Annotated in this window: 29 protein-coding genes and 1 tRNA gene; 7 read left to right on the plus strand and 23 right to left on the minus strand. The window is 36.5% G+C overall.

The annotated features are described in order from the left end of the window. Positions 1–75: 75 nt before the first annotated feature. The 5 genes from LF20184_RS11865 to yycF all read right to left on the minus strand — a co-directional run bounded on the left by LF20184_RS11865 (position 76) and on the right by yycF (position 5692). A complete protein-coding gene (locus LF20184_RS11865; protein WP_010018153.1) occupies positions 76–882 on the minus strand; it encodes an MBL fold metallo-hydrolase in 807 nt (268 codons plus the stop codon). Continuing rightward, the gene (locus LF20184_RS11870) at positions 872–1687 is read right to left on the minus strand and encodes a two-component system regulatory protein YycI (protein WP_010018152.1); all 816 of its coding nucleotides are present in this window, start codon (positions 1685–1687) and stop codon (positions 872–874) included. Before LF20184_RS11870 ends, LF20184_RS11865 begins: the two co-directional genes overlap by 11 nt. Next, on the minus strand, positions 1688–3001 hold the full coding sequence (locus tag LF20184_RS11875) for a YycH family regulatory protein (protein ID WP_010018151.1): 1314 nt from the start codon (positions 2999–3001) through the stop codon (positions 1688–1690). Next, entirely contained in the window at positions 2991–4886 is a 1896-nt protein-coding gene (walK, locus tag LF20184_RS11880) for a cell wall metabolism sensor histidine kinase WalK (protein ID WP_010018150.1), read from the minus strand. Before walK ends, LF20184_RS11875 begins: the two co-directional genes overlap by 11 nt. Positions 4887–4990: 104 nt before the next feature. Next, positions 4991–5692, minus strand: coding sequence for a cell wall metabolism response regulator VicR (gene yycF, locus LF20184_RS11885; protein ID WP_010018149.1), 702 nt, complete (start codon positions 5690–5692; stop codon positions 4991–4993). A 177-nt stretch (positions 5693–5869) separates the two neighbouring features. Here yycF and LF20184_RS11890 point away from each other — a divergent pair. Next, positions 5870–5942: transfer RNA gene (locus LF20184_RS11890), tRNA-Lys, on the plus strand. A 486-nt stretch (positions 5943–6428) separates the two neighbouring features. On the opposite strand, the gene LF20184_RS11895 is transcribed toward LF20184_RS11890, so the two are convergent. Both LF20184_RS11895 and LF20184_RS11900 read right to left on the minus strand, forming a co-directional pair. Next, positions 6429–6734 (minus strand): hypothetical protein, encoded by a 306-nt coding sequence (locus LF20184_RS11895; protein WP_010018148.1) that lies wholly within the window; start codon positions 6732–6734, stop codon positions 6429–6431. A 27-nt stretch (positions 6735–6761) separates the two neighbouring features. Further along, a complete protein-coding gene (locus tag LF20184_RS11900) occupies positions 6762–7304 on the minus strand; it encodes a 5-formyltetrahydrofolate cyclo-ligase (protein ID WP_050783065.1) in 543 nt (180 codons plus the stop codon). A 168-nt stretch (positions 7305–7472) separates the two neighbouring features. On the opposite strand from LF20184_RS11900, the gene LF20184_RS11905 reads away from it, so the two are divergent. Next, positions 7473–7748 carry a hypothetical protein gene (locus LF20184_RS11905; RefSeq protein WP_010018145.1) on the plus strand — a complete coding sequence of 92 codons (276 nt, stop codon included), beginning with the start codon at positions 7473–7475 and terminating at the stop codon, positions 7746–7748. Between the two features lie 38 nt (positions 7749–7786). On the opposite strand, the gene LF20184_RS11910 is transcribed toward LF20184_RS11905, so the two are convergent. From LF20184_RS11910 to mmuM, 3 genes are all read right to left on the minus strand, one after another. Beyond that, complete coding sequence (locus LF20184_RS11910) at positions 7787–8530, minus strand: SLAP domain-containing protein (protein WP_010018144.1); 744 nt, start codon at positions 8528–8530, stop codon at positions 7787–7789. Positions 8531–8649: 119 nt separating this feature from the next. After that, a complete protein-coding gene (locus LF20184_RS11915) occupies positions 8650–10224 on the minus strand; it encodes a cation:proton antiporter (RefSeq protein ID WP_010018142.1) in 1575 nt (524 codons plus the stop codon). 216 nt (positions 10225–10440) lie between these two features. After that, positions 10441–11385 carry a homocysteine S-methyltransferase gene (mmuM, locus tag LF20184_RS11920; protein ID WP_010018140.1) on the minus strand — a complete coding sequence of 315 codons (945 nt, stop codon included), beginning with the start codon at positions 11383–11385 and terminating at the stop codon, positions 10441–10443. 156 nt (positions 11386–11541) lie between these two features. Here mmuM and LF20184_RS11925 point away from each other — a divergent pair, with 156 nt between their 5' ends. The 3 genes from LF20184_RS11925 to LF20184_RS13070 all read left to right on the plus strand — a co-directional run bounded on the left by LF20184_RS11925 (position 11542) and on the right by LF20184_RS13070 (position 13807). Then, positions 11542–12900, plus strand: coding sequence for an amino acid permease (locus LF20184_RS11925; RefSeq protein WP_035181780.1), 1359 nt, complete (start codon positions 11542–11544; stop codon positions 12898–12900). Positions 12901–13146: 246 nt separating this feature from the next. Further along, a complete protein-coding gene (locus LF20184_RS11930; RefSeq protein WP_010018138.1) occupies positions 13147–13647 on the plus strand; it encodes a GtrA family protein in 501 nt (166 codons plus the stop codon). A gap of 25 nt (positions 13648–13672) precedes the next feature. Next, the gene (locus tag LF20184_RS13070) at positions 13673–13807 is read left to right on the plus strand and encodes a hypothetical protein (RefSeq protein ID WP_010018137.1); all 135 of its coding nucleotides are present in this window, start codon (positions 13673–13675) and stop codon (positions 13805–13807) included. 105 nt (positions 13808–13912) lie between these two features. Here LF20184_RS13070 and LF20184_RS11935 read toward each other — a convergent pair whose 3' ends face one another. The 8 genes from LF20184_RS11935 to LF20184_RS11970 form a co-directional block, all read right to left on the minus strand. After that, complete coding sequence (locus tag LF20184_RS11935; RefSeq protein ID WP_010018136.1) at positions 13913–15838, minus strand: copper-translocating P-type ATPase; 1926 nt, start codon at positions 15836–15838, stop codon at positions 13913–13915. Beyond that, positions 15838–16110 carry a cupredoxin domain-containing protein gene (locus LF20184_RS11940; RefSeq protein ID WP_010018135.1) on the minus strand — a complete coding sequence of 91 codons (273 nt, stop codon included), beginning with the start codon at positions 16108–16110 and terminating at the stop codon, positions 15838–15840. Before LF20184_RS11940 ends, LF20184_RS11935 begins: the two co-directional genes overlap by 1 nt. Before the next feature lie 12 nt (positions 16111–16122). Continuing rightward, positions 16123–16494 carry a cupredoxin domain-containing protein gene (locus tag LF20184_RS11945; protein WP_010018134.1) on the minus strand — a complete coding sequence of 124 codons (372 nt, stop codon included), beginning with the start codon at positions 16492–16494 and terminating at the stop codon, positions 16123–16125. A gap of 138 nt (positions 16495–16632) precedes the next feature. After that, positions 16633–17430: an N-formylglutamate amidohydrolase gene (locus tag LF20184_RS11950; protein ID WP_010018132.1), complete on the minus strand. Its 798-nt coding sequence runs from the start codon at positions 17428–17430 to the stop codon at positions 16633–16635. Positions 17431–17440: 10 nt separating this feature from the next. Continuing rightward, the gene (locus LF20184_RS11955) at positions 17441–17890 is read right to left on the minus strand and encodes a hypothetical protein (RefSeq protein ID WP_010018131.1); all 450 of its coding nucleotides are present in this window, start codon (positions 17888–17890) and stop codon (positions 17441–17443) included. Between the two features lie 336 nt (positions 17891–18226). Beyond that, entirely contained in the window at positions 18227–18964 is a 738-nt protein-coding gene (locus tag LF20184_RS11960) for a LiaF transmembrane domain-containing protein (RefSeq protein WP_010018130.1), read from the minus strand. Between the two features lie 2 nt (positions 18965–18966). Beyond that, complete coding sequence (locus LF20184_RS11965) at positions 18967–19419, minus strand: LytTR family DNA-binding domain-containing protein (protein WP_010018129.1); 453 nt, start codon at positions 19417–19419, stop codon at positions 18967–18969. Between the two features lie 97 nt (positions 19420–19516). Beyond that, positions 19517–20146, minus strand: coding sequence for a pentapeptide repeat-containing protein (locus LF20184_RS11970; protein WP_010018128.1), 630 nt, complete (start codon positions 20144–20146; stop codon positions 19517–19519). 175 nt (positions 20147–20321) lie between these two features. On the opposite strand from LF20184_RS11970, the gene LF20184_RS11975 reads away from it, so the two are divergent. Continuing rightward, positions 20322–20609: a hypothetical protein gene (locus LF20184_RS11975; RefSeq protein ID WP_010018127.1), complete on the plus strand. Its 288-nt coding sequence runs from the start codon at positions 20322–20324 to the stop codon at positions 20607–20609. A 75-nt stretch (positions 20610–20684) separates the two neighbouring features. Beyond that, positions 20685–22463, plus strand: a complete 1779-nt coding sequence (locus tag LF20184_RS11980) for a glycerophosphodiester phosphodiesterase (RefSeq protein ID WP_010018126.1) — start codon at positions 20685–20687, stop codon at positions 22461–22463. Positions 22464–22560: 97 nt separating this feature from the next. Here the strand turns inward: LF20184_RS11980 and LF20184_RS11985 are convergent, their stop codons facing one another. Genes LF20184_RS11985 through LF20184_RS12005 form a run of 5 tightly spaced genes read right to left on the minus strand, consistent with a single transcriptional unit; the run spans position 22561 to position 26819 of the window. Beyond that, entirely contained in the window at positions 22561–22839 is a 279-nt protein-coding gene (locus tag LF20184_RS11985; protein WP_010018124.1) for a type II toxin-antitoxin system RelB family anti-toxin, read from the minus strand. 31 nt (positions 22840–22870) lie between these two features. Continuing rightward, positions 22871–23863 (minus strand): sugar kinase, encoded by a 993-nt coding sequence (locus LF20184_RS11990; RefSeq protein WP_010018123.1) that lies wholly within the window; start codon positions 23861–23863, stop codon positions 22871–22873. Positions 23864–23874: 11 nt separating this feature from the next. After that, on the minus strand, positions 23875–24606 hold the full coding sequence (gene dagF, locus LF20184_RS11995; RefSeq protein ID WP_010018122.1) for a 2-dehydro-3-deoxy-phosphogluconate aldolase: 732 nt from the start codon (positions 24604–24606) through the stop codon (positions 23875–23877). A gap of 1 nt (position 24607) precedes the next feature. Continuing rightward, positions 24608–25705, minus strand: a complete 1098-nt coding sequence (locus tag LF20184_RS12000) for a DgaE family pyridoxal phosphate-dependent ammonia lyase (RefSeq protein WP_010018120.1) — start codon at positions 25703–25705, stop codon at positions 24608–24610. Further along, positions 25692–26819, minus strand: coding sequence for an EF_0837/AHA_3915 family putative deacetylase (locus tag LF20184_RS12005; protein ID WP_010018118.1), 1128 nt, complete (start codon positions 26817–26819; stop codon positions 25692–25694). Before LF20184_RS12005 ends, LF20184_RS12000 begins: the two co-directional genes overlap by 14 nt. Position 26820: the final 1 nt, after the last annotated feature.

Consider the following 26820-nt stretch of genomic DNA (forward strand, 5'->3'; position numbering starts at 1 on the left):
CCACACATTTATTAATTCTAATATATCGTTGAATTATGAAAAAACTATGAACGTCTTATGACTAAAATGTTTATTTTACAAAGCAATCAGAGGATCAGCCACGGCTGGGTCAGTATCGTGAATCTTAAAATCACGTCCAACGCCAAAATCATGATCCTCCAAAACTTGGGTGACTTCTGTTCGAGCAACAGCTTTAGTATTATTCTCATGGCTCAAATGGCCTAAGAAAATCTGCTTAGTATTATTGCCGATAACATCCATCAAAGTATGTGCGCCATCTTCATTAGATAAATGACCTTTTTCACTCAAGATACGTTGCTTCAAAGGCCATGGATACATCCCTTCACGCAACATTTCAACATCGTGATTGCATTCCATCAAATAACCATCGGCATTTTCGATCGTCTTTTGAACTCGCTCAGAAACGTATCCTGTATCAGTCAAAATAACAAACTCTTTACCATTGTGATAAAACTTATAAAATTGCGGATCAACTGCATCGTGCGAAACTGAAAAGTTTTCAACATCTAAATCATCTAACGATAAAACTTTGTTGTGATTAAAGACATTGATCTCATCTTCAGAAATTTTGCCAATCTTAGGCAACATTGCTTCCCAAGTCTTTTGATTGGCATAAACATTGAGATTATAGCGTCTAGCTAAGACCCCAACGCCTTTGATATGGTCAGTGTGTTCATGGGTCACAAACAGTGAATCAACAGTATTGATATCTTTTCCAATACTCTCCATGGCACGCTTGATTTTGATTCCTGACAGACCGGCATCGACTAACACGCGGTGCTTGGGCGTTTCTATATAAGTGGCATTTCCAGAGCTGCTGCTAGCCAGAACACTGATTTTTAAACTATCATCATTGGGCATTGTAACTACTATCTCCATTTGTTGAACTCTTGATTATGTTACCAGTAAAGGCATTGACCTTCTTAGTAGTTGAAACTTTACTATCTTTATTCTTAATCGTCACGAACCAAACTGGTATGTAAATCGTACTACCCTTGGCCTCTAACAATTTCGTATAAGCCAAATTAGCATAGGCAATCTTTGAATTGTTAGGAATTTCCGAATTAGCATAAAGGTTCGTGATAACATCTTTTTCACTCTTGATCGATTGTCTTTCGTGCAAAATTATCATCGATCTCACATACGTCTGAGTATAACCTAACACTTCACCGTCAGAAATTGTAAAGATAAGCTGAGCTGTTTTGTCATAAACATCCCCTAAATTACTAGTTGTAACGTAAACCATCTGTGAATGAGTCGACAATTGCGGAGCATACTTGTAATTTTTGCCATACAAAATGTTGCTTTCCTTCTTGATAAACTTATCCATAATCTTCTTACGGTTACTTGTAGTAACTGGAATAGGGCTGTCTAAAGTACTAGCTAGAGTGTGGTTAACTTCTTCATACTGTACTTTTTGATCTTGGAGTTTACTGGAATTTTCTTCCAAATCATCATTAGGTTGCGTTCCTAAATAATAGGCGTAGCCACTCTTCGAATCCAAACTGCCAAAACTAATATTACGCTTACGCATTTCAGTGACAGTAGAAGTATTGGTTCTAGTACTGCTGACCAACTGTTGACTATTGCGAAAAGACAAGAATAAAAAGATATCTAACGAGAAAAATACTATTAAGAATATAACTTCAATTCTTTTAAAATCCATTTACTCTTCCTCCGCAGTTTGATTTGTCCAATCTTCATAAGCCTTCCAGTGACCATCGATTTTGACATAATACGTTGGTTTCAAGTCGACGACTTTTTCATTATCAGACTCTGTCTCCCATTGATAACCAACTTCTAGTCCTTCAATATCATTGAGAGAAAATCCTACATCTTGAAGACCTTTGAAGATATCGTTGGTAGACTTCAACTTAGTTGCTGCTTGATTAGAAGGAACCGGTACTTCTAAGACCGTGTTAACAAAATGTTCCGTACTACCTTGGCGACTGAATTTAATTTGAATCGAACCAAATTGACTCTTCTTAAAGATTGGGAAACCTTCAACGTATTCTCTAAAAGTTAGATCGCGATTTTTCCAATTTGCATTGTACAGACGCAAGTTAGAGATGGAATCTTGCAGATTGATAACTTTTTGATATCCACGTTGCAAGAAAGCTAATTGATTCTTAGGCACTGATGTATCAGTAAAGTCAGTGAACGTTAATTCGTCAGTGTTGTGATCTGAGACTAAGCGCTTCGATTCACCATAATTGTAGCTATAAACACCATTATCTTCTGACGTTACTAAGCCACTCGTATTCGAATCAAACAGAGCAGTCGTATATTCACCGTCTTTTTTACCATTGACTACGTATGAATACGACTGCAATTTAATCGGACTAGTATATGAAGTAAAGACGCCGTGCTTCATAATATCCAATCTTATCTTCAAATTAATATTGGCTTTCTTTACTAATTTAGTAATCGGCGTTGCAGAAGCATTTCTTACTTTAGCTTTGTAAACAGCATAATTGTCATCGTTGGCTAAATAAATATTTTGATCCTTTTTATCCTTCAAGTTGATTAAAATTCGATTGAATTGCTTGCCATTTTCGTCTTTGAGACTGTCATTATTCAACAAATATCCCAAAACATTAGCCGTTATAGCGGTTAGATAAACCATTTGAATCGTATTTTTAGCTTGAATCACCTTTTGATAGTAGGCACCATCTTTTTTAGTAACTAGTTTAGGATCACCAATCTTCCAATCTTGCATTATCTTTTGAATACTCAAAGAAATATTTTCATTACTGTTGTAAATCAAGTGTTGGTCGTCTTCATCATGCCACATGACTGATGTTGGACTGATAACTTGATTCATTGGTATTTCGTTTTTATTCGACTCAGCGTCAGTTACGTCGATATTTCTCCCACGTTGATAGCGGGCAGTATTGGTCCAAATAAAGAAGGACAGGACAATACTAGTAATTACGGCGATAACTAATAACACTTGGACAATTAAACGACTAAATTTCATCCCATTCTCCTCCTGTTTCGTTAGGGTCAAATGGCAAGGAGATGTAGAACGTAGATCCCTTACCTTCAGCACTATTTACCCAAATTCTTCCTTTGTGCTGCTCAACGATTTCCTTAGAAATAGATAGTCCCAATCCAGTACCACCTTGTTTTCTAGAACGTGCTTTATCAACACGATAGAAACGATCGAAGACTTTCTTAATATCTTTTCTAGGGATACCTAATCCTTCATCGGAAATACTAATAATGATGTGCTTATTAGTCTCCAACAAACGACAAGTGATCACACCACCATCGGGTGAATACTTAATAGCATTGTTCATGATATTATCGATCACTTGCGTCATTTTATCGGTATCAATTTCGACCCACAAATCCTTGCTAGTAAAGATTCGCTTGATCCGATAATTTTTGACAACTTTAGTATCGTCTTCTTTAGCATCAGCTTTTTCTTTTTTCAACATCATATCAAAACGATCCAAGATATATGAGAAAAATTCATTGAAGTTGACTAGTTCTTTTTCAAGTTTCGAACGACCTTGATCCATTCTCGACAAACTCAACAGATCTTTGATCATTCGAATCATCCGATCGGTCTCTTCAGCGGTAACGCCTAAGAATTGTGGAGCAAGTTTTTGATCTTTCCAAGCACCGTTGTTCAAAGCATCGATGTAACTACTGATACTAGTCAATGGCGTTCTCAACTCGTGTGAAACGTTAGAAACGAATTGACGACGTTCACTATCGATTTTTTGTTGTTCAGTGACATCGTGTAGAACACAAACCATACCACTGATAAAGCCACTGTTTCTTTGAATCAAAGAAAAATCAGCATTTAAGATCAACGAATTATCATCGCCAGTATCGTAATCTTCACTATTGTCGTTGGTTTCGATAACCATTGGATCCGGATTTTCTAACAAGTCGTCAAAACTCGTCTGATCAGAAATGCCCAAAACTTCAACTAACGGTTGCCCGATAGCCGCATCTTCATCTTTATCCAAGAATTCCTGGGCCATTTCATTGATGACAGTTATATTTCCCAAACGGTTCGTTGCAATAACACCATCAGACATCTGCGTGAGGACACTATCCAGTCGCCTTCGCTCAGACTCCGAGTTTTCAGTTGCTTCTTCAACTTTGACAGACAAATCATTGACCGCCATAGCCAGTTGTCCTAACTCATCAGGAGAATAGACACGAACTTGTCCAGAATAGTCTCCCTCAGCCATTCTGACGGCCTGTTGCTTCATTTCATCAATCGGACGGGTAATCGCACGAGAAATGAAAATAGCAATCACAGCTCCTAACAAGCCCGCCACTAATGAAGCTGTTAGGAAAATTAAAATAATATTATTAATACCTGTATAAACTGACTCCATTGATGCTCGAACGTAAATTGCACCAACTACTGTACTGTTATCTGGCGAAGTTACCGGTTCAATCGATTCATAAGAACTTCCGGTATCTTTTTCATAGTAAATTTGGGTAATCTTCTTATCGGTCTTAATACTTTGTTTGATGTTATCCTTTAAAGTCTGCGTTCCGATAATATTATTACCTTCAGAATCCTTGGCCCCGACAATGATCCCCGAACGGTCAACCACTTGTACATTAGTAATATCAGTGCTGACACGCGTATAGTCTTGAATCGCATTCCCAATATTTTCACGTGTATGTTGATCATTATCAGTTAAATTTTCTGAAATTTGATTGAGCGTATAAGCCGGTACGACAACGGAGTTTTCAAAATTAGAAACATTTTGATCCTCTAGTTGACGCACAAAATAAGCCCCAATGATTTCAATTGTGACTATCAAAATTAAAATAAACGATAATCCGATTTTAAAATTGATCGAATGTAAAAAGACAAATCTATTTTTCAATTTATTTCCACCTAAACAATACAGACTTATTTACATTATACAGCTATGAGGATAACAAAAAAACTGACTCGCTTCTTATAAAAACGAATCAGTTTTTTAATTTTTTATTCGGCATCAGGGTCTCTTAGGTAGTACCCCACACCACGTCTAGTCATGAGCCATTCTGGTTGACTAGGATTATTTTCAATTTTTTCGCGCAAACGTCTAACGGTAACGTCAACTGTTCTAACATCACCGAAATAGTCATAGCCCCAAACTGTTTGGAGCAAATGCTCACGTTTCATTACTTGACCAATGTGTTGGGCCAAATAGTGCAACAATTCAAATTCACGGTGTGTTAATTCAATTTCTTTACCATTTTTTGTTACGGTATATGCATCGGGGAGAATGGTCAAGTCACCAATTTTAATCTCACTACTCTTAGCTTCTTCGCTATGTGCATGTGTTTGAGTTCTTAAACGAGCTTTTACACGAGCGACTAACTCTCGATTGGAGAAAGGTTTAGTGACATAATCATCTGCCCCAAGTTCTAGGCCAATAACCTTATCAATTTCGGTATCTTTAGCCGTTAACATAATGATTGGAGTATCTTTAGTTTTTCTGATAGTTCTAGCTACTTCAAGACCGTCAATAACTGGAAGCATCAAATCAAGCAAAATCAAATCGGGATCATCCTCTTCAACTTTGTCCAATGCTTCTTGTCCATCAAAAGCAGTTATGACTTCGTAGCCTTCGTTTTCCAAATTATATTTAACAATATCGGAAATTGGTTTTTCATCATCTACTACTAGAATTTTTTTAGCCATATATTTATCTCCTTGACGTGAATATTATACTAGTTATTTTTCATTAAAACAAAGCCACCATAAAGGCAACTTAACTTTTTTGAATTTTTTTTAAAAAAGTACTTGCTATTAATTTTGAGCTTATGGTATTATATATCTCGTTGGTTGAGAGAGATAAGCAATCAACGCAAGACACATGGGTGGTTAGCTCAGCTGGCAGAGCAACGGACTCTTAATCCGTGGGTCCGGGGTTCGATCCCCCGACCACCCATAAATTTATCGCTTAAGCAGTTATGTTAAGGAGTTATCCTTGATATAACTGCTTTTTCAGTTCCATAAGAAATCCCTACATTTAATGTTAGTGGTATTTGTTAATAGAAGCAAATTGTTAAAATTACTTTTCCTAGCCTGATTGGTTATTCTAACATTTATCACTTATTTAGCAAAAATTTTAGTTTATGAGAAAAAAAAGCGATGTAATATTCCGTCCTCCATAGCAAAGAAAATTTGGCTGGAACAATGTGGGCACGACTTGGAGCCTTTGCTAAGCCCAAGTGCGGGCAAAGTCTTCAAGCTCGACCTTTCACTAGGCAATAAATTGCCAAGAGAAATTTCACATTTGAGCCAATTTTCTTCGCTATTCCGGACTAAATCCTACGATTTTACTTTTATTTCTCAGGAAAAACAAATGGCATCTGTATTGAAATAGAAAAACTATTCCAATACAGATGCCATTTTTGATTTAAGTGACTTCTTTTTAAAGATAACCTGCATTCTTCAATACATTAAAGGAAGTAGTATCAGCTGGTTTATACCCTTGAGCGACCATATCTTTAACGTAAAGACTATTGTAGAAAAAGGCAAAAATAAACGTAACTAGAAAGGCTCCACCACCCCAAGTGAAAGAGCCAAAAATGATTTCTGCCAAAACTAGGACACTTGCCCACTTGAAATCGCCACGAAACACAGGAGTCCAAAAGCCAAAGAACATTTCTGTCCATGAAAAGCCGACTTTAACGCCCTTATAAGTTTGTGTTCTTTCATTTACTAAGTTAGCAAACATATTTTTCCTCCTATAATTTAAATTTATCTAAACGGTTAATAATCTTTGAATCTTAATATCAAATTCATCAATTTCCCAATCAGCTGTTTCAAAAAGCATCGCTGAAGGAACTAAGGTTACGGTTTTACCAGGGTATTTTGCTAAGAAGCGATCGTAATATCCGCCACCAAAGCCAACTCGATAATTGGAATCTTTAGCAAAAGCTAGTCCCGGAACGATAACTAGATCCGGTGCTTGGTTAACCAACTCTTCCTTATATTCTGGTTCTGGGATGCCAAATTTACTGACAACCAAATCGTTGCTACTTGTAAATGGTAGAAAGGCCATTTGACGGTGTGGCATTGTTTTTGGTAAATAAACCTTCTTTCCTGCTTCTTGAGCAGCTTGAATGATTGGTTCAGTTGGTACTTCTATGGGACTGCTAGCTGTTGTTGCAATCGATTGAGCATTTTTCCACTCAGGTAATTCAATTAACTTCTTTAAGAGTTCTAATCCCTCGGTTTTTGTTTGAGCTTGGTTTTCACTTAATCTTTTGATCTGTTGTTGGCGCAAGGCTTTCTTGTCGATAATAATCCCCTCCGTAACTTTTTTGCTATATTATTGTAATCCAATTTAGTACTAAAACATATTATGATGATTTCTTCGCAAAATATTCAAACAAAATTTGTTTTATATTCAATTAATTCAGTTATTATTACTTTAACAATTAATTAATCAGAAAAAACGGAGGATTTCCAAATGATTTTTTCCCACAAAATAAACGGTGTCGTCATCGAAAATAAAAACATCGACTTCCAAAATAATCAAATCTCAGTTAAATTACACAATTTATCTCATATTCCCAACGATAAAGATAGTTACAATATTTCCTTTGGTGGATTGAGAGGTTATCATGCTTTAGAATCTAAAGGTATTCCTGACGAAAATGATATTTTAACCTTTGTTATCAACCGCAACGATTATCAAAAAGTAACCATCGGAACTAGAGCAAAAATAAGTCCTGTTAGAATGTAGGTTTTTCTACAAACTAGCAGGACTTTTTTAATTTTAAATTAGTCAACTTCAGAAGCTATTACATATTCATTAGTTGCTACACGATAAAAACCAATTCCTCCGATATCGGTAAATTGATCTGTATACCAACTAGTATTGGCTGCCAAAGCACGATCAGTAATTAATTGTCCATGTTCATCATACAAACGTGTTGGATTGCCACTCGGCGTTGTAACGACTTTGCTTTCAGAATAAACTGGAGAATTTTGATAAGGACGAACGTCTACTGCACTGACATACTCATTTGTGGCAACACGATAGAAGGTTCCTTTAGCATTATTATCTTGCAAATCAACTTTCCAATCGCTGCCTTCGGGTAAGCTTCTGCCTAAAGGATTGCCACTCTCATCGTACAATGGAGCTCCAGCTGCTGAAGTTACCTCGATGCCATCATAATTTGCGGCACTAGTTTGTCCCTCTGAATAAGTAGCCTGACCATCCAAAGATTCGAAATCAACGTCTGAACTCTTGAGAAATTCATCAGCTCCAACGCCATAATAAGAACCACTATCCAAAGTATTTTCCAAACTAGTCTTCCATTCCGAACCAGCTGGTAAATAGCGGCCTAATGGTTGACCACTATCATTGTACAATTGAGCGCTATCCTTTGTCGTAACAATGGCTGTCCCAACGCTAGTCAAACCATAATTGATGTCAGCTTTTGCCACGGTAGGAACGGCCGCAATACCTGAAGTTAATATTAACATTGATGCATATAAAAAAATCTTATTCATTTTTTTCATAACTGAGACCTCGATCAAAAAACATTTTCGATAGATGAATTAACCTCTGTCATCAGTACATAATAAAACCTATTGATGAATTGATACCAAATTAAGAATAGCCATCTAGTACAGCATAATTATTCTGATATCGTCGGTCCTATCACTAGAGTTTCAGCTAGTAAAACTTCCTTGTACAATTCAAAGACGTAATCTTGATACTTAACTTCACTTTGCGAGATCATATCCAAATACTCACGTTCTTTAGCTAGTGCATTCATAAAAGCACGCATCTCGAGTTCTTTTTCCGCTCCGGTAAATTCTGGGTGCTGCACTACGCCTAGCCACTGTTTAACAAAATCTCTCGTTCTTGTTTTTTGCTTCTGAGCCATCAAATCAAAGATAACTGAATTCTTAACGTTATCCGGCAGATACATTTTATCAACAGCGGCGATTGCTTTATGAACCATGGTGATTCTAATTTCATCCATCTCGCTAGCAATATCTTCATCGTCGACATCTTTCTCCAAAATGAATCTAAAGGCAATCGTTGGCACTACTAAACTCAAGATTATCAGGACACTTTCCGACATCAAAACTAAATTGAAATCAGCTTTATTAACGTGAAATTCTGCCAATGTATACGCCAAGGCCAAAGTTACAGCTCCGTGAACTCCTCCTAATGAAAAGATCCAAGCTGATCTATTGTTGAACTTCAAGCGCAGCCGTCCATAAATGTATCTTGTCAACACGCCAATCATATAAATCGTGACACCAATCAATAACCAAATGAATGATTTGCTAGAAAATTTCTCTTGACCGACAATTTTGACAAACATAAATCCCAAGATAATAAAAACTACACTGTTGAGCGTTTCTGTAACCATTGATACTAAGTCAAAGCCCATATGGACTTGTGGTGCGTTCAATAATTTACTCCGCTGAGCTTCTGCATTATGCACTAACCCGGCACAAACGACCGCGATAATCCCTGAAACATGCAATTCTTCTGCTAAATAATAGAGAACGAATGGTGTGATTAGATAAAGTAAGTTTTGAGCATTCAAGGAATTAAATGAAGAACGTAATAAAACCTGTCGAAACAACACTACAACCCACGCTGCCAAAAAACCAAAAACCAGGCCACCAACAGCTGAAATTAGAAAATCGATCATTGTCTGTCCATAGTTGATATAGCCGTTCACATACCAAAGAATCGTCATATTCAATAAGATTATCCCTGAAGCATCGTTGAATAACGACTCCATCTTCAAAAAGATGCCTTCCTTTTTCGGCACCTTCAAGCCATTCGTGACAGATTCCATCGCCGTAGCGTCCGTTGGCGTGCTGATAGCAGCCAAAATAAAAGCTAAAGGCAAACTAATCCCAGCAATTTCCCAGACGCCAAATCCAGCAATTATTAAGCATAAAACAACCAAAATAACTGCTGTTTGAATAATGTGTTTAATTTCTTTTCCGACCAAATTTAACCTTGTTGCCTGACCCTCAAAAAATAACAACGGTGCTACAACTAAACCAATGAATATTTCCGAATTGAAGTTGTCAATTTGACCACTGATAAATGGCGTAAAAGCGATAATTCCACCAATTATCATACTGATATAACTCACCGATATTTTGGTGAACAATTGTCCTAAGAAAATACTTACAATGGCCGCCAAAACTAGCACGAAACTCGATATCATTAATCCCATGATTGTTCCCCTATCTATTTTTCCAAAATAAATATAGCATAATAAGTTTTAAAAGCCTTTCGATACGCATAGCAAAAAAGATTCATCTCTTTTTGATCAACAATACAAAATGAGACGAATCTTTTTTTATTTTTCAGATATTTGGCATGAAAATGTTTCACATGGAACATCTTGTGTTTTTATGAGTAACCATCACTATATATGGTATTCAAAAAATCATGCTAAATAATCAGCGATTTGTTTGATGTCTTCAGGAGTAGTCCGACAACAACCGCCAATCAATTTTGCTCCAGCCTCAATCCACTCTGGGACTAAGTCAGTGAAGGTGTCAGCTTGAGGATTTTTTTGCCAAGTTTTCGTCTCTGGATCATAAATATCACCATTATTAGGGTATACAATAATCGGTTTATCCGTTACTTGATTAATATTACGCACAACATCTTGTATATTTTCCAAATTTGTACAATTAACTCCGATTGCTGAAACTTGATCAACGTCTTCGAAGTACTTCACTGCTTCATACAATGAAGTTCCATCACAAAGGGTTTCGCTATCCTGAATGCTAAAGCTCAACCAAGCTCGTTGATCTGGAAATTTTGTTTGCAATAAATCGACTAACGCTACCGTCTCATCAAAATTAGGTTGAGTTTCAAAAGCGAAGAGATCAACTCCGGCTTTGTCCAACAAATCCATACGTTGGACGTGAAAATCCTGATATTCTTTCTTCGTCAAATTATAGGCACCGGTATACTCGCTTCCGTCGGCTAAATAAGCTCCATAAGGACCAACACTCCCAGCTACCAAGGGATATACTTTTTGGGCACGTTCTTCTTCAGTCAATGAATCGAAATATTGGTCTCGAGCTTTTTTGGCTAAATCAACTGCTTGGGTAATTAAGTTCTTGCTGTCTTTTTCACTTAAACCCAATTCCATAAATTTACCTACGTTAGCTTGATAAGTATTGGTTGTCGCAAAGTCAGCACCTTGTTCAAAATAACTTTTGTGAACGGCAGTAATAGCTTCCGGCTTTTCAATCATTGCTGTTGCTGACCACAAGTCACTATCAGTCTTGACACCATGCTTTTCTAATTCTGTTGCCATGGCTCCATCAACGACTAATCCAGTTCTATGTTCTAAATTTTTCGCTATTAAATCACTCATTCTCATTCCTCCATGGCTTTTGTCAACTTGATATTGAAAATCATCTAGTCTATCATAAAAATTAAACTTTTTTAATTTTATTCTAATTTAAACTATTATACAAGGTGATTACTCTTGAAAAATGAAGAAGATACCCACATCAAACTAAAGCGAAACATGGAGTCACGTCACCTGTTTATGATTTCTCTTGGCGGCGTTATCGGAACGGGACTATTTTTAAGCTCTGGTTATACGATTCATGAAGCCGGTCCGATCGGAACGATTTTAGCCTACGGAATTGGCGCTATCGTCGTTTATTTAGTCATGCTCTGTCTGGGTGAATTATCAGTCGCTATGCCAGAAACTGGTTCATTTCACGTTTACGCTGACAGATATATCGGCCCAGGAACTGGTTTTACAGTCGCAATTTTATATTGGTTAACTTGGACGGTCGCATTAGGTTCTGAATTCACCGCTGCTGGATTGATCATGCAACAGTGGTTCCCCGGATCTCCCACTTGGCTGTGGAGTGCATTGTTTATGGCGGTAATTTTTATTTCCAATGCTCTCTCAGTTAAATTCTTTGCTGAAACGGAATTTTGGTTCTCTAGTATCAAAGTTATCGCCATTGTTTTATTCATCGTCGTCGGCTTTTTGGCAATCTTTGGCGTCATTCCCATTAAAGGGACCACTCATGCCCCATTATTTACTAATCTAGTCAAAGATGGCTTATTCCCTCGAGGTTTTAAAGCTGTTTTCACTACTATGCTAACGGTAAACTTTGCCTTCTCAGGAACGGAACTAATTGGTGTTACTGCTGGTGAAACTAAAGACCCTGGGAAAAACATTCCTAGAGCAATTCATACTACTTTATTGCGTTTAGTAATTTTCTTCATCGGTAGTATCGTCGTCATGTCAGCTTTAATTCCCTGGCAAAAAGCTGGCGTTGATCAAAGTCCATTTGTTCTAGTTTTCAATAGTATTGGCTTGCCTTTTGCTGGAGATTTGATGAATTTCGTCGTCTTGACAGCAATCTTGTCGGCTGCTAATTCAGGATTGTATGCTTCAACGAGAATGCTTTGGTCACTAGCTCACGAAGGGATGATTCCCATCAAATATGCCAAAACTAACTCCCGAAACGTTCCGATGCTAGCTCTTTGCTTGAGTATGCTTGGTGGAATTTTGGCTTTAGTTTCCAGTGTTGTCGCTGCTTCTACAGTTTATTTAGTCCTCGTTTCAATTTCTGGTCTAGCGGTAGTTATCGTCTGGATGGCAATTGCTTTATCTGAAATCAATTTCCGCAAACAATTTCTCAAAGATGGTCACAAATTAAGTGAACTGAAATTCAAAACTCCTTGGTATCCAGTCGTACCTTGGGCTGCCTTTATCATGAGTTTGTTATCTTGTGTCTTGATTGTCTTTGACCCCAACCAAAGATCAGCTCTCTTCTACATGATTCCGTTTTTAATTCTCTGTTACGGTGTTTATTATGGTAAGGAATATTTAAAAAAACGTCGAGTTGTAAATGATAATTAAAACTTCAATAGTCACCAAAATTGTCTAAGTTACTGGAAAAAGGTTTAATATAAAGGTATATGTAAAATTTGGGTTCTTTATTAAATTAGGTTAATTAGTGATAAATTGCTGTCACTACCGACTAGATGATGTTTTGTTTTATTTATTTCAAATAATTAGAGGATAAAGAATAGAACAACTATCTAGTCTGGAATAGCTACATTAACCGAGATTTAGAAAGAACCCAATCTGGGAGAAAAGATATTTATGAATAAGAAAACTAACTTGGATCAAGAAACTCCAACAAAAAAGATTATTGATGATGTCGAAGAAGGTATTAATGATGCTGGTACAGTCTTCTCAACTGAAACTGAACCGTTAGAAAGTAACAGTAAGCAATTAGTTAGATACTTACTGTGGGGATTGCTTTCCGTTGTCGTCAATTTTGGAACCTTCTATATTTTGTACCATACTATTCATATGAACTATCAAGTCGCTAATCTTATTGCTTGGTTCTTAGGAGTACAAGTCGGATTTTGGGTCGATCGTGTTATCGTCTTCCATCACAAATCTAACTCAGCTTTTCAAGAAATGTTGGCCTTTTACGCAACTAGAATTTTAACTTTCCTAATTGAAACAGCTACACTCTGGATCGGTATTTCCGTCCTCAGCGCCAACGGAACCGGATCTAAACTAGTCGGACAATTTTTAGCCATCGTTGGAAATTACGTATTATCTAAGTTCTTTATTTTTAAAAACAGACATTAATTCAAGAAAAGCATAGGTGGAGATTATGGATTATAACTCAAATACAAATAATTCAACCAATTCTTTAGCACGTCAAGAAGCTGAAAGTGGTACATTAAAAACTTTTGAAAATATTGACGAATTAATTGCCAGTTTACAAGACGAAGAAAAAAACCAATGAGATACAAATAAAGCCCTGATAGAACTCATCTATTGAATTCTATCAGGGCTATTTATCTTCTAAGTAATCAAATTAAGTTTAAAACCTACTATCTAAATCAAAAAATTAATCCAATGCAACTTTAGGTTCAATCTTACTCTTATTCAATAATACAGAACTAGTTACAACTGACAATGAACTGAAGGCCATTGCTAGACCCGCTAATTCAGGGCTCAAACTCAAGCCTACGGCGAAGAATAATCCTGCAGCGACTGGAATTCCTAAGACGTTGTAAATGAAGGCCCAGAAGAGATTTAACTTGATACGATTGAAAGTCTTACGGCTCAATTCTAGAGCTTTAGCGACGTCACGTAAGTCATTCTTCATCAAGACGATACCACCAGATTCAATGGCAATATCTGTACCTGAACCCATGGCAATTCCGACATCAGCCATTGTCAAAGCAGGAGCATCATTGATTCCGTCACCAACGAAGGCAACTTTACCATTCTTTTGAAGTGTTTGAACGTGATCAGCTTTGTCACCTGGCAAAACGTCAGCGATAACTTCATCGATACCCACTTCTTTAGCGATTGCTTCAGCAACTCGTTGGTTGTCACCCGTCAACATTACAGTTCTCAATCCACGAGCTTTCAAAGTGGCGATTGCTTCTTTAGAAGTAGCCTTTGGAGCATCTTGGATAGCAATTAAACCAATAATCTTATTATCAACACCAACGAAGACAACTGTCTTGGCTTCATTTTGAAGTTGAATCATTTTAGCTTGTAATTTTGAATCAATTTCTACATCAGATAACATCTTATCGTTACCAACAAAGGCTTTTTGATCATCGACCAAAGCTGTAACACCCTTACCTTCAACCGCTGAAAAATCACTTGCGGCATTAGCTTGAATGTTTTCAGTTTTAGCTTTGTCCATGATGGCTGTAGCTAGAGGATGTTCAGAAGATTCTTCCAAACTAGCAGCAATTGTCAAGACTTGCTTTTCGTTACCAACAATGTCAGTAACTTCTGGCTTACCATTTGTGATAGTACCAGTTTTATCCATAACGACAGTCTTTACATCGTTAACTTCTTCAAGAACTTCACCATTCTTGATCAAGATACCCATCTTAGCACCACGACCAGTTCCAACCATTAAGGCTGTTGGTGTAGCTAAACCTAAGGCACAAGGACAAGCGATAACTACTACAGAAACTGCGAAAATCAAAGCTTTAGCAATCGTAGCTCCTAAGAAGACGTACCAAACTAAGAACGTTAAAATGGATAAAATCAAAACTGCTGGTACAAAAATTTCCGATACTTTATCGGTTAAATTTTGAATTGGGGCGTGACTATTTTGAGCTTTTTTAACTAACTCAACGATCTGAGAAAGCATTGTGTCGCTACCAACTTTTTCGGCTTTGAACATGAAAGTTCCGTTACTATTAATAGTTGAACCGATAACTTTGTCACCAATCTTCTTAGTAACAGGCATACTTTCACCGGTAACCATTGACTCATCAACTGTTGAGCTACCTTCGGTGATCACACCATCAACGGCAATTTTTTGACCAGGTTTAACTCTGATCAAATCACCCTTAACTACTTGGTCCAAAGGAATCTTAACTAATTTGCCATCACACATGACTTCAGCTTCTTTAGCTTGTAAGTCGACTAATTTTTCGATGGCATTTGAAGCATTGTTACGCATTCTTTCTTCAAATACTTGGCCTAACAAGACGAAAGTTATTACAAAAGCTGCACTTTCAAAGAAGACTGCTTGACCAGTAAACATAGCATAAATACTGTAAACATAGGCTACGGCTGTACCAATCGCTACCAATGTATCCATGTTTGAATGGTGCTTTTTAAATGAAGCCCAAGCACTTTGGATGAAAGGTCTAGCAGCGACTGCCATAACGATAGTTGTTAGAACGAATTGAATCCATTCACTGCCCGGAACCATGATTCCAAAAGGCATCAAAATCATCCCGATCAACATTGGAATAGAAAATACCAATGCAATCCAAAATCTCTTTGTAATTGTCATTATGAAATCACGACCTTTCCTTTGAACATATCCATACCGCAACTAAATGTATATTCCCCGCTCTTATCAGTATCGACTGTAACGGTTTGAGTTTCATTTAGTGGTAGTTGTTTTTCAAAATCTAAATCTTTTGAGTGAACGACATCCAAACATCCTTGAGCGTTCGTTCTCGTAAATGAAATTTCAGCGGGAACACCTTTTTTCAAATTGACTACTTCTGGTGAATAACCGCCTGCTACTGTAACGTTAACTTTTTGTACCTTCTCAACCATAATTGTTATCTCCTATTTAATAATTAATTTGCCGTGGAACATATCCATACCGCAAGCCCATTGGAATTCTCCGGGTTTAGAAGTATCAATGTCGATAGCCTCTTTTTGATTTTGTGGTAGTTCTTGATTAATTCCGAAATCAGAAAAGACTACTCGATCCAAACAACTGGAAGCATCTTTTCTAGTGAAATTCAACGTTGCTGGAACGCCTTTCTTCAAAGTGATGACCTCTGGTGAATAACCACCGCTGACCTCTACATCAACACTTTGTTTGTTATCAGCGATATCTGCTGTTTGGCTGGCAACTTCGTGATTGCCAAAGAACCACCAAAGAATGAAACCAATAATTGCTAAACCTACAATCAAAACTAATATTTTTGTCATTATCCTTATCCCTCTCACTTGTTTACATTTGTAATCTACGGTTATTATACTAATCTCTAAGTTTACATTTGTCAACTAGATAATCTGAGAAATTAAAAAGCAGTATCCATTTAGTGTGAAATTTCTAAATAGATACTGCTATTTTCCTGACAAAATATAATTCAAAACTTCCATAAATATACTCTGCAAACTGTTTTTAGATGTGGTAAAGGTTCCTACATCTACTCCGGATAATTCTTCCTCACCAAAATATCGGTTCTCGATATACATATGATAAGCTAACCCAATTTGAATCGACTCGACTCGCTTGTTATCTCCATAATGTGGCGTGATGAACCCTCCAGAAAAGGGATGATTATTTGAAACGGTATAACCTTTTTGATTGAGTTGCTTGGTTAAAAACTCTCTAAAATCTGCACTTGAGGTAGTATCAAAATGATTACCCAAAACGACATCTTCAGTTTTTACATCTTCATGTGGATATTCAGCAAAACTATGCAAATCGAATAAATAAACTTTGTCGAATTTTTCTAATTTATGATCAATTAGTTCCTGCAACTTAGCGTGATATGGTCGATAAAATTGATTAATTCGTTGTTTAATTTCTTCATCAGTCAACTTAGTTTGATAAATTGATTTTCCAAAAGTCGTCTGACTATAAACTATTTCGTAACGATAATCACCATTTACATCAATCATCGACAAATCACGATTAGGATCAGCAATGTAACGATGAAGATTATTTTGAAGTACAGTAAATCCGCTCTGCAGCAAAAAATCATAAAGCTCTGGCAGAAACCAGTCGACATTAGGACAAATTAAACCTGGCACCATTTTTGATTTGATGTCTTCCGGAATAAGCGTTCCACTGTGTGGTAAATCAATAATAACTGGCAATTCATCGATTTTTTCATTATAGACGGTAAAATTTTCCATATCTTCTCCTCTAATCCCAGTTTCCAAAAGCCATCTCGTTCAATTCATCATTGCCACATTTAGGACAATGCCAATACTTCTCTGGCTCTTTAACAAATCGTAATCTGGTTGCTCTAGGGCTTCCTTTAGCAAAAGTTAGTCGTTTTAAAGTGGTCTGACAATATGGACAAGGATATTGTGGTTCAAATTTACTTGATCCCTTTAACTGAAAGTAAAACTTATCAAATAAGTAAAAATCATTGGGACAAGCATAAATTGCATGACCGTAATCTTCATTTATTTCATAGCCTTTTGTTAATAAATCCATTGTTTGATCAGCAATCTTCGTATCATCAACTAAATCCAATAAGAATTGCTTATCTTTAAAAACATTTTCTGGAGAGTACAACATACCGATTCCTGTATTGGCTTTGATTCCATAACCACATTTAGTGCAGTGCAAATCGTGAATTTCACCCATTTTTATCCCCTCCGAATTCTTGCTTTAAATATTAATCAAATATTCAATAGGGCGCAACCAATATTGTTCATTATTCTATTTTATTATTTTGGCATTTTGAGGAAATAGAACTCCATTTTCCTTATCCTATTTTAATATTTTGCCGTTTTGCGAAAATAGAACTCTGTTTTTCCTGTCCTATTTCAATATTTTGCCGTTTTGCGAAAATAGAACTCTATTTTCCCTGTTCTATTTTAATATTTTGCCGTTTTGTGGAAATAGAACTCTATTTTCTCTATCTTATTTTAATATTTTGCCATTTTACAAAAATAGAACTACCAAATGGCAGCTCTATTTCTATATATATTGTATTTTCAAATTTCCCATTGAAACCAATCCCGTTATTGTAACGGTAGGACTATCAGAAGAGATATTTTGCACTCCAGCTTCTGAAATATTTCCCATATTATTATTGATTCCTTTGACAATATTCCAGTTACGGGGGATAAATAACTCAATATTGCCTAATGACACATTTACTTTGATAGTCGCTGTATCATTAACGGTTACGTGGTCAAAATAAACTTTTACACTACCCAAATTGGCCTGAACGTTGGCTGTATGAAAATCATTAGAGCGAACGTATCTTACACTATTGCCCATTTTTACAAAAACATCTACATCAGGACTATCGACGGTTTTCATATCATCGTTGTATTCATAGTAACTACCAAATGGCTTTTTTTCCCACTTTACTTGGCTTTTATAACGCATCCATGGACGATGTTTAGCTAAAAATGGATTCAATATCACCGACAATCCAATACTTACCAACAAAGCGGCACCCAAAATTGTCCAAGCAGATAGAGCCGCAATTCCTAAAGGTTTAGCGTATAAAATTGCTAAAAACGCCAATGTAAAAACTGTTCCCGAAATAGAATAGTAAACTAAACTCTTAATCAAAAAGAACACCAAGAATATCGTTGCGACAATTGTCCAAAAATTAAACGTATATGTTATCAAATGTAACTGACTGACAATCAATAACGCAGCACTCAGCAATAAAAACAAGCCCCAAAAGATTCTATTTCTCATAATTAGACCTTCCTTTGATTCAATTTCAGCTTTAGTTTTTTTAGAAAGCGACGAGAAACATAAATTTGTTTATAACTATCGCGAAACTGAATTAGATTTCCCATAACGGATTGAGTCAGAGATTTTACTTCATCAACATTTAAAATTGACGATTTAGAAACTCGCAAAAAATTATCTGGTAAATTTTCCTCTAACTCATACAACCGGTAATGGATCAAAAAGGCGTTGTCTTTAGTATGAGCGTAAACATTTCGATCATTAGTTTCAAAGAATAGAATATCCTGTGTCGACAAAGAATAGACCGTATTATCCAAATAACCATTGATATTGTGTAATTTAGTATCAATTTCTTGGAGATTACGCAATATTTCAGCCACTTCTTCATCTTTTTTATTAGCTCGGATAACGATTTCTTTTTCTCGATACTCTGATGAAATATCTAACCTTATTTTCACGACCAACAACCCTTTCGTTAGAAGTATTACACCATTTTAAATCGTCAGTGTATAGGGTATTTGCTTGAGTGGTCAAAATATACCATTAAGTGGTTTTCTATAACTTCACTCCCAAAAAATTCTGAGCAAAAAAGGCAGCCTGTTCACGATTCAATTTCAATCCTCGCAAATAATTTTGGTCCACTTCAATCGTTTCAAAACGACAATTACTCCAGTCAATACCTTTTAACTTGGTGTTCATCACAATCATTTCATTGAGATCACAGTTATCAAAAATAACTTTACTTAGTTTATTATCATTAAAACTGACATCTTTTAAACTACTATTTGTAAAATTGACTCCTTTGCAATTCAGCTGATTCAAATTAGCCAAATCTAAAATACAATTATCGAATTGAATATTGTTGAAGTAAGAACCGTTGAAATCAGTTCCCAGCATTTTACAGTTCTGGAATTTAACTCGAAACAAACTGGAATCAGTGAAGTGACAATTCGAGAGGTCACAATTTTTAAAAATAATATCGGTCAAATCACTCTTATCAAAATCGCACTCACTAAAGGTCACATGTTGAAATAAAGTCTGTTCAATCATCGGATGGGAAATCATCTGTTTCTCCACTAACTCATCCTTAATCAAATAGTTGCTCAAAAAATAATCTTCTTCATTGTAAATATCAAAAAAGGACCCTTTCGTTAAATAATCTTCATCAATTTTGGGTTGGTTCATAATGTCCTCCAATTTATTCAATAATAGAATAATAACAAATAAATAAAAGCTAAAGTTAATTCTTATATTTTTCATTCAACTCTTCATCAGTTATCAAAACTATCATTTAGAACTTGCTATGAAACGCGTTCGACAGTTTATACTGGTTTTGAAATCAGAAAGGTGGATGAAAATCATGTTTGCTTATGTTGAAATTATTGATTTAGAAGAAAAGGTTTCATATGGATATTCAAATTTCTCATTTTCTAATGGAGTCCTTTCAGTTAGACCAATCAAAGGGATGTTAGGTACATCGACCCAAAATATTCCAATCAAAGAAATTACTGATGTTAAAGAAGATACTTATTATGGTTGGAATCGGATTTCATTTAAATTCGCAGATAAAACTTACTCCTTCTTATACAGTGGTTATGGCGAATTCGATTACTTAAAGGAACATTTGATGACTGAAATTATGGCTTAATCACAAAACTTGATTTTTGCCCTCGTTTTCAGAATTATTATTGTATTATTAGTAGTAGAAAACAGGGGGAAAATTATGGGGATACTCGCAGAATTCCGACGTCAAAACAGCAACTTTTGGCGTTATTTTTGGAAATACAGTCAAATTATCATCTTAATTCAGTTGATTATTCATTTTATCTTGATTCCCGTTTTGAGCTTTTTAGCTAACGGCATCAACTTTTTGGGTAACGTCAACTACGTTTCATATACCAATGCTTTGGAGTTGATCATGCACAAGCCACTAGTGGTAATCGGACTAATATTGGTCCTGTTTCTACTATTATTACTGGTTTTTGCGCAGTTCACTTTATTATTAGTCAGTTTTCAAGCTATCAAATCACACGCCAACCTAAGTTGGTGGGACTATCTCAAGAGCGTCAGTAAAAATCTCTTTGGATTGCCATTCAAAGCTTTCGGATTCTTTTTATTGTATTTTTTGATCATCACACCATTCGGCAGCTTTGGGTTATCTTCGACTCTTTTAAGCAAGGTCAAGATTCCTCAATTCATTCTCGATTGGCTCTTTCAAGAACACTTACCACTAGGTTTGTTGTTGATTGTGGCTTATTTAGTAGTTTTGTATGTCGGAATTCGTTGGATTTTAGTACTTCCTTCGATGATTTTCGAAAATAAATCTATCAAAACTTCAATTCGTCACAGTTGGAATAAGACTAGACACCAAGAACTTTACTATTTAGGTATTTTCTTAATTTTGTTAGCTGTCGTCGCAATCTTCATCACTGTTTCAACAAGTATCTTGATTGCCTTCCAATATTTAATTGATCATGTTGGTGCCTTAAAAGCTCTAGATTTTCCAATGGCTGTCGTCAATATGACTGCTATTCAACTGATTAATTACATTACGGGAATTTATACTACTGGGATGGCTATCTTGATCATCTTGAGTAATACACATACGAATTACTTTTATCCTAAACGTAATCACCGCTATCACAAATGGTTCTGGGGTATCCTAGGAACAGCTGTCATCGTCAGTTTTGTCACTTACGACATTACCTACTTCAACAACTGGTTACTAGAACCACCTTTGACCATTTCTCATCGAGGTGTTGACAACGGCAATGGTGTTCAAAACACTATTGAATCACTAAAAGCCACCGCCAAAGAAAAACCTGATTACATCGAAATGGATATTCAAGAAACTAAAGATCACAAGTTTGTCGTTTACCATGACAACACGCTAAAAGGTTTAGCTGGCATCAACAAAACTCCGAGTCAGTTGACCTTAGATGAATTAACTCAAATTCAAGTTCACGAAAATGGCAAAACTACTCGCATAGCAAGTTTTGATGAGTATTTAGCCACCGCTACAAAATTGCATCAAAAACTATTAGTCGAATTAAAGGATGTTTCTGGTAACAAGTCCGATTTCGTCAGTCTTTTTGCAAAGAAGTATGGCAAGAAATTGCAAGAAAACAAAGCGATGGTACACTCTTTGGATTATCAATACATCGAAGATACCAAGCGTCTTTTACCTAAGATTCAGACTAGTTACGTCTTACCATTTAATCTCTTCGGAGTTCCTTACACTAATTCCAATGCTTTCACGATGGAATACACGACTCTAAATGATTCCTTCATTGACCAAGCGCACATTCAACAAAAGAAAGTCTTTGCTTGGACTGTTAACGATACTTCCAACATGGATCGAATGATTTTTATGGGTGCTGATGGTGTGATTACTGACAATCTCAGTGATTTACATGAAGAAATCGCCTCATTATTTAAAGATTCTAGTTATTCTGAACGTATGACCGTTTACGTAACGCAGATGCAAGATCCGTTTGAATAGTGCTTTTTAGTTTTATATCAATTACTATGCATAACAAATAATAAGACCTCGATAGAACTCAGTTAATGAATTCTATCAAGGTCTTATTTTAATGTCGTTATTCAATATTTATCGTCAACTTTTTTCCCATTGCAGTAGCTAGTTTGCTTAATGTTTCAATATTAATATTATTTCCACTTTCTATTTCCATTACTGTCGATTTAGAGACATCTGCTTCCTGGGCTAATTTACTTTGTGTCCATCCCAATCTCTCGCGAATTCCAAAAACTTCAACTGCAATCTTTAACTTAATATTTTCAATTTCAAATCCGCGTCTGAATTCTGGATCTTTTAATTCCTCTTTTAAAATGGAATCAATACTAATTTCTCTCTCCATATCCAATCTCCATTAAATAGTAAGTTTTTTCTTATCTAATCAAATCATTCGATCCATCACTATCAATATAACCAAAGACATCTTCCTTAGTAAAGATTGGTGTATCATTCATCGATGCTTGGGCTAAAACTGAATTTGCGACGGCAAACTCTAGGATATCTTCGAAAGTCCATTTTTCTAGCAGCCCACAGATTATTCCACTAGCAAAGGCATCTCCACTACCGATTCGATCGATGATATTTAATTTATGCTTACTAGAACGATAGATTTTGTCATGATGGAACAAGAAACCCTCAAAATACTTCTCACCATCAACAATACTGCGACGACTGCCAGCAAAGAAATTGATTTGATATTCGACACAGAATTTTTTGTACAATTCAGTCTCATCATCAATTTGGTAATCCAACAAATCAGTCAAATCCCTCTTACTACCAAAGACGATATCAACGTATGGCAAAATTTCCTGGTATCGTTTCTTCATGGTCTCATGGTCAATTTCTGAATTTAAGCTCATCCGATAATTAAAATCAAAACAGACAGTTTTATTTCTCGATTGAGCTACTTGAGCTAATTTTTTGGCGGCTTTTCGCGTTTGATCAGTTAGACTCAAGGCAATGCCGCAAATATGAACAATATCCACACCCGTTAAAGCTTTTTCAAAATCGTAATCCTCAATTTTACTCCTACTAAAAGCACTGGATAGGCGGTCTTGATACGTCACTCGCTGAGGTCGTGGTCCAAAACCTAATTCTACGAAGAAACTACCGATATTGTGACCTTGATAAATAATTTTTCGATCGGAAATACCGAGTTTTCGTAGGTCTGCAGCAGCCTTTTTTCCGATAGGATTATCTGGCAATACAGTTAAAATCGATGTGTCGTAGCCAAAATGGGCCAAACTACTCAACAAATTAACGCCCGTCCCCACAGTTGTGACCGTCATGTCGTCAGTTTGTTCGAGCATTTTATGATCATTGACGGTATAACGCAGCATAACTTCGCCAAAGGCTAAAATATTCATCCGAAAATCCTCTAAAATCTTTTGATTATTTGATATAACTTGGCAACATCTTCTGGTCTAGTATCGCCATTTTCATCGATAATTGAGCTGTAAACGTGGGGAATGATTCGTTTTACACCAGCGTCAACGGCAATTTGAACAATCTCTTCAAAGTTATCTAAGTCAATACCACCAGTTGGTTCAAGATCAAAATCACTTTCTGCACAAGCTTTTGCAACAGCTTCATATTCTTCCTTGTGAGTTAAACCTTTCATTGGGAAAAATTTGATGGAAGAGCCACCCATATCTTTTAGCAATGCGATAGCTGTTTCAATACTTACTTCAGTTGGAGCTGTTTGACTACTCAAAGGACCAGTTGCCAAATTGACGAAACCGACTTTGCCTGTTGGGGAAACTAAACCATTGATGATAGTTTCATTTTGTCCCAGAGCTTGACGGCTAGCACCAACACCGGTGAATACTTGATTGACGTGTTGTGGTTGAATGGCCTTTGAAACTCTGACTACCATACTACTTTGATTGGGATCACCTGCACCTAAACCTACTGAAACTGCATTGTCGATAGCCTTTTGATATTCTTTCATGTCAGCAATAGCAGCTTCATCAGTTGGATAATTTTTAGTTAAAACTCCTAATACCACGTGGCCTTCAGCGGCTTCATAGCAGTCCTTAGCATTTTGAACTGAATTAGCCAAAACATTCAAACAGATTCCATTTTCCAAATAATTTGGTTGTAAACTCATCTTAATTTCCTCCAACAATTTCTTTTAGTCGTGAAACGATTTGGTACATCTCAATTTCATTAACAGCTCGAATATCAAATTCAATGATGCCTTCGTTAACTCGATATTCTCGAGCATAGATAGCTGTTTCACCATTTCGTAATTGATCACAAATTTCTTTAGCAGTTAAATCCCCAATCGGTTTTACTTCAGCACGATAAATTGCACGCCCTGCACCATCTTGAACAATTTTGACATCCATATTGGGTATTTGATCCAAGTTATCGACGAATGGTTTGAGCCTTTCAATCATTGACTCACCATATTCTGAGCCTTCTTTTAAGTATTTAGCGATTGCGGCTGTCAAACCAATGATATTTTCTTTACCAATCTTCATAGCTCGACCAATTCCAAATCCTTGCATGCGAGCCCACTTGATATACTCTTCTTTACCGAAAATCACCCCAGAGGCAGGTCCCTCAATTGCTTTAGCACCACTGTAAATCACAATGTCAGCACCCATTTTGACGTATTTCAACAAGTCTTCTTCAGCCGCTGCATCTAAAACTAACGGTAAGTTGTGACGATGGGCAACTTCTATCGCTTCTGGTATCGTCAACATGCTCTTTTGAACCGTATGATGACTCTTGATGTATAAAATTGCGGCCGTTTGGTCAGTAATTTGCATTTCTAAGTGTTCAGGTTTACACATATTGCTATAGCCAGCTGGAACCATTTTCCCACCAGCAACTGAAATCATTACATCCACCGGTGTTCCGTAGTCGACATCGTGGCCCATAGGTAAAATCACTTCTCGTTTAGTAATGCGGTCAGTATAAGGATGGTACACGTGATATTGACTACCTTGACCGATAATTCCAGCTAACGATTCGGCGATTCCAGCTGAAGCAGAGTTGACTACTAAAGCATCTTCACTACCAACTAAATGAGCTAAATATTCACCAGTTTTAACTAACAGATCTGACATTTCAAAGAAGTTTTGTGCACCTAATTTTTGAGCGTCTACCACTTCATCTGAAACCTTGGAAACGCCTAAAATCGTCATTTTACCGTCAGCATTGATGACTCGCTTTAACTTGTACTTATCATATAGATCCATTGTTCTCTCCTATCGCATAACTTTGACCGCCGATAATGCTGTAAAGTGGCTCAACGACAGTGTTAGTTTGAAATTTATTGCCATCTGAATCAATTAATTCTTTAGTTTGTTTTTTGACATCAAAAATCGTTAAATCAGCATCTTTTCCAACCAATAACTCGCCTTTATCCAAATTGAAATTGTGGGCAGGAACGGTAGTGATCATCGGAATAATTTGTTTCAAATCGAAGCCGAGATACAGCATTTTCTCGATACACGTTGCCATGTCATATACAGGACCAAGTTCTCGATTGTGGTGGTAGATGTCAGTACTGAGACTTTGAGCAAAAATATTTTCTGTGGTAGCTTGTTGGGCAGTTTTGAGATTAAAGCTTTCCGAACCATGACCGATATCGAAGATGATTCCCTTGGCCAGACCTGCTTTGACAAACTCTTCTACTTGTCCATTCTCATTCAAAATGCCATTAGCTTTGCCGTTGAAACAGTGCGTGATGATGTCGCCTTTTTCTAAAACATCCATAATTTCAGTCAGGGTTGGTGGATTAGTTCCGACGTGAACCATTAGTGGTAAATGTTGCGTTAACAATTTTTGGAAAATTTTGGCTTTTATCAGTGGTTTAATCCCGTTGTCGACGACGACCGATTTACTGATACGCGCTTTGATACCAACGATAAACTCTGGATATTGGTCAATCATTTTTTGTAGTGGTGCATATTCAACCTTGGTCATATCGGCTAACTCGTTTTGAGCTAAAATACCAGTTCTTGAAATATTGATCATTGCAAAAACATTGGTCTTCTTTTGACGAGTTATCTGGTAGAAATCTTCAATATTATCGGCGCCCGTCGATCCAGCATCAATCACTGTCGTAACACCAGTCGTGTAACCAACTTTATCGGGATCATCGTAATAGAGTGACAATTTTTCATAACAGTGCACGTGGTCATCAATCCAGCCAGCACTAATATAAGAAGAATTCTGCAAATCAATCTCATAATCAGCCGTTATAACGCTTAATTTGGGACCAATCTGAGCAATTTTTTTATCTTCAATCAAGACTTCCAAAGGAAAACCACTGATGTCCTTGCCATTTTTAATGTAAAGACTAGTCACG

This window comes from Companilactobacillus farciminis KCTC 3681 = DSM 20184 (genome assembly GCF_002706745.1).
Taxonomy (GTDB): domain Bacteria; phylum Bacillota; class Bacilli; order Lactobacillales; family Lactobacillaceae; genus Companilactobacillus; species Companilactobacillus farciminis.

What these genes read in the sequence shown, in the direction of transcription:
- LF20184_RS11865 (WP_010018153.1), bottom strand. Translation starts at nt 882, where the DNA reads ATGCCCAATGATGATAGTTTAAAAATCAGTGTTCTGGCTAGCAGCAGC.
- LF20184_RS11870 (WP_010018152.1), bottom strand. Translation starts at nt 1,687, where the DNA reads ATGGATTTTAAAAGAATTGAAGTTATATTCTTAATAGTATTTTTCTCG.
- LF20184_RS11875 (WP_010018151.1), bottom strand. Translation starts at nt 3,001, where the DNA reads ATGAAATTTAGTCGTTTAATTGTCCAAGTGTTATTAGTTATCGCCGTA.
- yycF (WP_010018149.1), bottom strand. Translation starts at nt 5,692, where the DNA reads ATGGCTAAAAAAATTCTAGTAGTAGATGATGAAAAACCAATTTCCGAT.
- LF20184_RS11895 (WP_010018148.1), bottom strand. Translation starts at nt 6,734, where the DNA reads ATGTTTGCTAACTTAGTAAATGAAAGAACACAAACTTATAAGGGCGTT.
- LF20184_RS11905 (WP_010018145.1), top strand. Translation starts at nt 7,473, where the DNA reads ATGATTTTTTCCCACAAAATAAACGGTGTCGTCATCGAAAATAAAAAC.
- LF20184_RS11910 (WP_010018144.1), bottom strand. Translation starts at nt 8,530, where the DNA reads ATGAAAAAAATGAATAAGATTTTTTTATATGCATCAATGTTAATATTA.
- LF20184_RS11915 (WP_010018142.1), bottom strand. Translation starts at nt 10,224, where the DNA reads ATGGGATTAATGATATCGAGTTTCGTGCTAGTTTTGGCGGCCATTGTA.
- mmuM (WP_010018140.1), bottom strand. Translation starts at nt 11,385, where the DNA reads ATGAGTGATTTAATAGCGAAAAATTTAGAACATAGAACTGGATTAGTC.
- LF20184_RS11925 (WP_035181780.1), top strand. Translation starts at nt 11,542, where the DNA reads ATGGAGTCACGTCACCTGTTTATGATTTCTCTTGGCGGCGTTATCGGA.
- LF20184_RS11930 (WP_010018138.1), top strand. Translation starts at nt 13,147, where the DNA reads ATGAATAAGAAAACTAACTTGGATCAAGAAACTCCAACAAAAAAGATT.
- LF20184_RS13070 (WP_010018137.1), top strand. Translation starts at nt 13,673, where the DNA reads ATGGATTATAACTCAAATACAAATAATTCAACCAATTCTTTAGCACGT.
- LF20184_RS11935 (WP_010018136.1), bottom strand. Translation starts at nt 15,838, where the DNA reads ATGACAATTACAAAGAGATTTTGGATTGCATTGGTATTTTCTATTCCA.
- LF20184_RS11940 (WP_010018135.1), bottom strand. Translation starts at nt 16,110, where the DNA reads ATGGTTGAGAAGGTACAAAAAGTTAACGTTACAGTAGCAGGCGGTTAT.
- LF20184_RS11945 (WP_010018134.1), bottom strand. Translation starts at nt 16,494, where the DNA reads ATGACAAAAATATTAGTTTTGATTGTAGGTTTAGCAATTATTGGTTTC.
- LF20184_RS11950 (WP_010018132.1), bottom strand. Translation starts at nt 17,430, where the DNA reads ATGGAAAATTTTACCGTCTATAATGAAAAAATCGATGAATTGCCAGTT.
- LF20184_RS11955 (WP_010018131.1), bottom strand. Translation starts at nt 17,890, where the DNA reads ATGGGTGAAATTCACGATTTGCACTGCACTAAATGTGGTTATGGAATC.
- LF20184_RS11960 (WP_010018130.1), bottom strand. Translation starts at nt 18,964, where the DNA reads ATGAGAAATAGAATCTTTTGGGGCTTGTTTTTATTGCTGAGTGCTGCG.
- LF20184_RS11970 (WP_010018128.1), bottom strand. Translation starts at nt 20,146, where the DNA reads ATGAACCAACCCAAAATTGATGAAGATTATTTAACGAAAGGGTCCTTT.
- LF20184_RS11975 (WP_010018127.1), top strand. Translation starts at nt 20,322, where the DNA reads ATGTTTGCTTATGTTGAAATTATTGATTTAGAAGAAAAGGTTTCATAT.
- LF20184_RS11980 (WP_010018126.1), top strand. Translation starts at nt 20,685, where the DNA reads ATGGGGATACTCGCAGAATTCCGACGTCAAAACAGCAACTTTTGGCGT.
- LF20184_RS11985 (WP_010018124.1), bottom strand. Translation starts at nt 22,839, where the DNA reads ATGGAGAGAGAAATTAGTATTGATTCCATTTTAAAAGAGGAATTAAAA.
- LF20184_RS11990 (WP_010018123.1), bottom strand. Translation starts at nt 23,863, where the DNA reads ATGAATATTTTAGCCTTTGGCGAAGTTATGCTGCGTTATACCGTCAAT.
- dagF (WP_010018122.1), bottom strand. Translation starts at nt 24,606, where the DNA reads ATGAGTTTACAACCAAATTATTTGGAAAATGGAATCTGTTTGAATGTT.
- LF20184_RS12000 (WP_010018120.1), bottom strand. Translation starts at nt 25,705, where the DNA reads ATGGATCTATATGATAAGTACAAGTTAAAGCGAGTCATCAATGCTGAC.